Here is a 6,142-nt window from a genome sequence, read left to right as displayed (position 1 = left end):
CCGCCCGGCGGGGCCGCCGCGCCGGACGGTGCCGCCCAGCGCCTGGTCCAGATGGTCCACGAGCCGCATCCGGGGCTGCTGCGGGTGTACGACCTCAGCGGGCTGCCCGGCTGGCAACGCGACCAGGAGTTGCAGGCCCGGATGCACGCCGAGGCGCACACCCCGATGGACCTGGAACGCGGCCCGGTGCTGCGCGCCGGCCTGCTGTGCTGCGCGCCCGAGGAGCACGTGCTCCTGCTGACGCTGCACCACGTCGCCGTCGACGAGTGGTCGCTCGGCATCCTGCACGACGAGTGGGCACAGCTCTACGACGCACACCGCGCGGGCCGGCCGGCGGACCTCGACCCGGTCGACGTCGACCACCGCGCCCACGCGGCGTGGCAGCACGACTGGCTCGGCGGTGCGGAGGCGGCCGCCCAGCGCGAATACTGGCGGACGCAGCTCGCGGACGCGCCCGCCGTCCTCGAACTGCCCACCCGCGGGCCTCGGCCCGCCGTACCGTCCGGTGCCGGGGCCACCCTGTCGATCCCGCTGGACGTCTCCACGGACGCGCTGATGGCGCTCTGCCAGCGGACGCGGGTCTCCCCGTACATGGTGCTGCTCGCCGTGCTCCACGTGCTGCTGGCCCGCTGGACGGGGCAGCGCGACATCGTGGTGGGCACGCCGGTGGCCAACCGGCAGCGCCCCGAGACGCGGAACCTCGTCGGGCTGCTGCTGAACACCGTCGCCATCCGGGCCCGGTTGGCCGACGATCCGTCGTTCGAGACGCTGCTCGGACGGGTGCGCACCGCCGTCCTCGACGCCCTGGGCAACTCCGACCTTCCCTTCGAGACCCTGGTCGAGTCGCTGCGCCCGGCTCGCCAGCCCGGTTTCAGCCCGCTGTTCCAGGTGATGTTCGTGTACGGCCGGGAGGCGACGCCCCCGCCCCTCGACGGCCTGACGGTCACCCCGCTGGAGGTACCCGCCGGCACCGCAAAGTTCGACCTCACCGTCTCGGTCCGGGAGAATGCCGACGGCCTGCGGACCGTGCTGGAGTACCGCACGGACCTGTTCGACGACGAGACGATGGTCCGCCTCGCCGGGCACTTCCAGACGCTGCTGCGGTCGCTGCTGGCCGACCCGGGCAGGCCGGTCGGCTCCGCCGCGATGCTCACCCCCGGCGAGTACCGGCAGCTAGTCGTCGAGGCCAACCGCACCGTCACCCCGGCCGAGCCGGACGAGCTGGTCCACGTGCTGATCGAGCAGCAGGCGCGGCGGACCCCCGCCGGCGTGGCGGTGACCGACGGGGACACCGCGCTGACCTACCACGAGCTGCACATCCGGGCCGAGGCGCTGGCCGAGACGCTGCGCCAGCGCGGGGTCGGCATCGGCGGCCTGGTGGGGGTGCTCCTGCCGCGCGCGGTGCCGTTCGCCGTGGCGGTCCTCGCCGTGCTGAAGACCGGCGCGGCCTACGTACCGATGGATCCGTCCAACCCGCCCGCCCGACTGCGGTACCTGATCGACGACACGGCGGCCCCGGTGGTCCTCACCTGCGCCGAGATGGCGCACCTGGTGCCCGACGGCACGGCGCTGCTGGTGCCGGGCCCGGACACGCCAGTCGCGGCGGCCGACTCCGGTCGGGGCGCCAACGGCTCGGGCGGCGGGCCGAGGCGACGGCCGCGCCGACGGCCGATGCCGTCGGCGGAGGACCTGGCGTACGTCATCTACACCTCCGGGTCCACGGGCCGCCCCAAGGGCGTCATGGTCACCCACCGCGGCGTGTGCAACTACCTGCGCTGGGCGGCCCAGGCCTACCGGTTGCAGCCCGGGGACACCGTCCCGCTTCACTCGTCGATCGGGTTCGACCTGACCGTCACGAGTCTGCTGGTGCCGCTGACCAGCGGGGCCACCGTGCTGATGATCGGCGAACACCTCGGCCCCGAGGCGCTGGGCGAGGCGCTGCGCCGGCAGCGGACGGCGTTCGGGCTGGTCAAGATCACTCCGGCCCAGCTCGACCTGGTCAACCGTCAACTCAGCCCCGCCGAGCTGGCCGACCGCACCCGGTGCTTCGTCATCGGCGGCGAGAACCTGCGCGCCGACCAGGTGGCGCCGTGGCGGGCCCACGCGCCCGGCACCGCGCTGGTCAACGAGTACGGCCCGACCGAGACCGTGGTCGGCTGCGCCGCGTACGAGGTGGATCCGACCACGCCGACCGACGGCTCGGTCCCCATCGGCCGGCCGATCGCCAACACCGAGCTGTACGTGCTCGACGGGTGGCTGAACCCGGTCCCGGCGGGCGTGGTCGGCGAGCTGTACGTCGGCGGAGCCGGCGTGGCGCGCGGGTACCTGCACCAGCCGAGGCTGACCGCCGAGCGGTTCGTCCCGCACCCGTTCTCGTCGGTCCCCGGCGCGCGGCTGTACCGCACCGGCGACCTGGTGCGCCTGCGCCCGGACGGCAACCTCGAATACCTGGGCCGCACCGACCACCAGGTCAAGCTGCGCGGCTTCCGGGTGGAGTGCGGCGAGATCGAGGCGGCCGTCCGGCGGTTGCTGCCGGACAGCGACGTGACGGTGCAGCTACGCCGGGACGACCCCGACGACCCGCAGCTCGTCGCGTACCTGGCGGGCGGGGCGGGAACCGACGCCGCGACCCTGCGGACGGCCCTCGCCGCCGAACTGCCGTCCTACCTGGTTCCCGCCGCGTTCGTCTTCCTCGACGCGCTGCCGCTGACCGGCAACGGGAAGGTGGACGCCGCCGCGTGCCCGCTCCCGACCGCGCCCGCGACGTGCCGCGGCAGCGACCCGCACCCGAGCGGCCCGCGACACCCGCACCGCCGGTGGCCCCGCCCACCGACCCGGCCCGGTGGGACACCGCACGGCTCGACCGGCTGGTCGTGGACGTGTGGCGCGACGTGCTCGGCGTCGAGCGGGTCGGGATGCGGGACAACTTCTTCGACCTCGGCGGCCACTCGATGCGCCTGCTGGCCGTCCTCGACCGGCTGCGGCCGAACTCGGCGACGTCGTCACGGTCACCGACCTGTTCCGCAACCCCACGGTCGAATCCCTGGCGGCGTTCCTGACCACCGCCACCACCGGCACGACCGCTCCGGCGGCCCCGGCCGCCGACGCCGCGCCGGCCCGCGCCGCCCGGCCATCCGTGCTGGCGAGCGCCGACACCGGCCAACCCAGCGGCCTGATCGCCGTCGTCGGGATGGCCGGCCGCTTCCCCGGCGCGCGGACCGTCGACGAGTACTGGCACAACATCCGCACCGGGGTGGAGTCGGTCCGGGAGTTCACCGTCGAGGAGATGCTGGCCGACGGGGCGGACCCGACCCGGCTCGACGACCCGGCGTACGTGCGGGCCGGCACCTACCTGCCCGGGATCGACCAGTTCGACGCGGCCTTCTTCGGCTTCACGCCCCGCGAGGCGCAGACCCTCGACCCGCAGCACCGGCTGCTGCTCGAGTGCGCCTGGCACGCGCTGGAGCACGCCGGCTACGACCCGTCCCGCCACCCCGGACGGATCGGCCTGTTCGCCGGCTCCGGTCGCAGCACCTACCTGCTCGACCACCTGAGCAGCCACCCGGAGCTGACGAGCACCATCGGCGAGCACCAGCTGTCGATCAGCAACGACAAGGACTTCCTGCTCAGCCGGGTCGCCTACAAGCTCGACCTGACCGGCCCCGCCGTCACCGTCGCCACGGCCTGCTCGACCTCGCTGGTGGCCGTGCACCTCGGCCGGCAGAGCCTGCTGACCGGCGAGTCCGACCTGGTCCTGGCCGGCGGGGTCAGCGTCTTCCCCGCCCAGCGGCGCGGCTACCTCTACCACGACGGCGGGATCTACTCCCCCGACGGGCACTGCCGCCCGTTCAGCGCCGACGCGCGCGGCAGCATCGAATCCAGCGGGGTCGGCATCGTCGCGCTCAAACGGTGGGAGGACGCCGTCGCCGACGGCGACACGATCTACGCCGTGATCCGCGGTTCGGCCGTCAACAACGACGGGGCCCGCCGCACGGGCTACACCGCGCCGGGCGTCGACGGCCAGGTCCGGGTGATCAGCAGCGCGCTGGCCGCGGCCGGCGTCGAGCCCCGTTCGGTGAGCTACGTGGAGGCCCACGGGACGGGCACCATCCTCGGCGACCCGATCGAGGTGACCGCGCTGACGGAGGCGTTCCGGCGCGGCACCGACGAGAGCGGCTTCTGCGCCCTCGGCTCCGTCAAGGCCAACATCGGGCACACCGACGCCGCGGCCGGGGTCGCCGGCCTGATCAAGACGATCATGGCGCTGTGGAGCCGTACGCTGCCGCCGACGATCAACGTCAGCCGGCCCAATCCGGCGATCGACTTCGCGGGCAGCCCGTTCTACCTCAACGACACCGCCCGCCCGTGGCTCGCCGACGGCCCTCGCCGGGCGGGGGTCAGCTCGTTCGGCATCGGCGGCACCAACGCCCACGTGGTGCTGGAGGAGCCGCCGGCCACCACCGCCACGCCACCCGCCGAACCGGCCCCGGGGCCGCAGCTGCTGGTCGTGTCGGCTCGTACCGTCGAGTCGCTGGAGCGGCAGACCCGCCAGGTCCGCGACTGGCTCGACGGGCGTCCCGAGGTGGACCTCGCCGACGTCGCGGCCAACCTGGGCCGGCGGCAGCCGATGACCCACCGGCGGTTCCTCGTCGCGGCGGACCGCGCCGACGCGCTGGCCGCCCTCGACTCGCCGCAGCGGCAGTTCACCGGCACCGAACCGGGCGGCCGACGGCCGCTGGTCTTCGCCTTCCCCGGGCACGGCGCCCAGCACGTGGCGATGGGCGCCGGCCTGTATCGCGCGGAGCCGACCTACCGGGCCGTGGTGGACGAGTGCGCCGAGCTGCTCCGCGGCGACCTGGGGCTGGACCTGCGTACCCTGCTGTGCCCGGCGCCCGACGGACAGGAGCGGGCCGAGCGGCTGCTCGCGTCGCCCCGGCTGGTCCAGCCCGCGCTCTTCGTCACCGAGTACGCCCTCGCCCGGTCGCTGCTCGCCCGGGGCGTGACCCCGGACCTGATGGTGGGACACAGCCTCGGCGAGTACGTCGCCGCGTGCCTCGCCGGCGTCTTCTCTCTGGCCGACGCGTTGCGCCTGGTGTCCGTCCGCGGTGAGCTGGTCGAGCGGACCCCGGCCGGGGCGATGCTCGCGGTGAGCCTGCCCGAGACGGCGGTGGCCGGGCTGCTGGGCGAGGGTGTGTCACTGGCGGCCGTCAACGCCGCCGAGCTGTGCGTGCTCTCCGGCGCTCCGGAGGCGATCGAGGAGCTGCGGCTGCGGCTGACCCGCGACGGGGTGGACTGCCGGCCGCTGCGGGTCAGCCGCGGCTACCACTCGGCGCTGCTCGATCCGGTCCTCGACGAGTTCGCCGAGCACGCCCGCCGGATCGTCCACCACGCACCCGAGCGCCCGTACCTGAGCAACCTGACCGGCGCTCCCGTCGCCCCCGGCGAGGTCCTCGATCCGGGGTACTGGGTGCGGCACATGCGGGAGCCGGTGCGGTTCGCCGAGTCGGCCGCGCTCCTCGCCGAGCAGGACGTGGTCCTCGCGGAGCTGGGCCCCGGGCACGCTCTCGGCGGCCTGGTGCGGCTGGCCGGCCTGCGGCCCGGTCAGGTGGTGGCGGCGATGCGGCACCCGCGCAGCGACGTCGACGACCTCACCACGATGCTCGACGCGGTCGGCCGGCTCTGGCTGTCCGGCGTACCGGTCGACTGGCAGCGGTTCCACGGCGGCCCCCGCCGCCGGCTGGCCCTGCCCGGCTACCCGTTCGAGCAGCACCGATACTGGGTGGACGCGGCGCCGCGCACCGGCGCGGCGGACCCGGCCCCCGCCCCGGTGGCGACTCCCCCGGCCGACCCCGCGGCGCCCGCACCCGTCGACGCCGGCAACCGGCCCGCCCTCAGCACGGCCTACGTCGCGCCGAGCACGCCCGAACAGCGGTGCGTGGCGGAGATCTGGACCGAGCTGCTCGGCATCCGGCCGATCGGGGCGCTCGACAACTTCTTCGAGCTGGGCGGGCATTCGCTGCTCGCCACCCAGTTCGTCGTGCGGCTGCGGGCCCGGCTCGGCGTGGCGCTGCCGCTGGAGGCGGTCTTCGCCCAGTCGACCGTCGCCGGGATCGCGGCGGCGCTGCCGGCGACCGGCACCGCA

Annotated in this window: 2 protein-coding genes and 1 pseudogene; all 3 read left to right on the top strand. The window is 74.9% G+C overall.

What is annotated here, in order from left to right; genetic code table 11:
- Nucleotides 1-51 precede the first annotated feature (51 nt).
- Nucleotides 52-2,469, top strand: a pseudogene (locus JNW89_RS39005) (amino acid adenylation domain-containing protein); the annotation flags it as partial.
- 269 nt (nt 2,470-2,738) lie between these two features.
- On the top strand, nt 2,739-3,059 hold the full coding sequence (locus tag JNW89_RS38160; protein WP_238450702.1) for a phosphopantetheine-binding protein: 321 nt from the start codon (nt 2,739-2,741) through the stop codon (nt 3,057-3,059).
- A gap of 77 nt (nt 3,060-3,136) precedes the next feature.
- The coding region (locus JNW89_RS24755; protein WP_238450701.1) for a type I polyketide synthase at nt 3,137-6,142 on the top strand (3,006 nt) is incomplete at its 3' end.

The sequence above is a fragment of the Micromonospora sp. 4G55 genome (assembly GCF_016803375.1).
The sequence above is the reverse complement of the archived record's forward strand: the minus strand, read 5'-3'. Positions and strand labels throughout refer to the sequence as shown.